The organism is Achromobacter sp. Marseille-Q0513 (genome assembly GCF_018195695.1).
Classification (GTDB): Bacteria; Pseudomonadota; Gammaproteobacteria; order Burkholderiales; family Burkholderiaceae_B; genus Achromobacter.
In genome coordinates this window covers 1-412 of sequence record NZ_JAGTJY010000566.1, presented here as the reverse complement: position 1 = coordinate 412, position 412 = coordinate 1, and the positions used below count along the sequence as shown (strand labels likewise).

Sequence of the window (412 nt, the reverse complement as noted above, 5' to 3'; positions counted from 1 at the left end):
GACCGGCACCGTGCGCCATCGGGTCGAAGATGCGCAAGTGGATGGCCGCAAGATCGAACCCTTCAATGTCTATCCGGGTACACCGCGGCTGTTGCGCGGAACGCGCATCACGCTGCCGGGTCAACCTGATTGCGGCACGTCCTAGCGAAGATCTATCCGCAGTGCCAGCGCCCTGCTGTACCGCAGGCGCCCTTGGTCGTGGTCAAGTGTATCCAAGCCCCCATGCCGCTGGACGGCATTGTGGGGGATCGCACGCAAACCTATTGCGTCAGCTTACGACTTCAACGTAAATCATCCACGGGATTCCGAATCTGTCCGTTATACCGAAGCCCGGAGACCAGAACGTTGCATCGAATGGCATGGCGATCTGGCCCCCATCGGCCAATGCCTCGAAGATGCGACGTGCCTGCGC

Annotated in this window: 1 pseudogene; it reads right to left on the bottom strand. The window is 60.7% G+C overall.

The features are described 5' to 3' along the window. Positions 1-268: 268 nt before the first annotated feature. Positions 269-412 (bottom strand): annotated as a pseudogene (locus tag KDH83_RS32770) (VOC family protein); the annotation flags it as partial.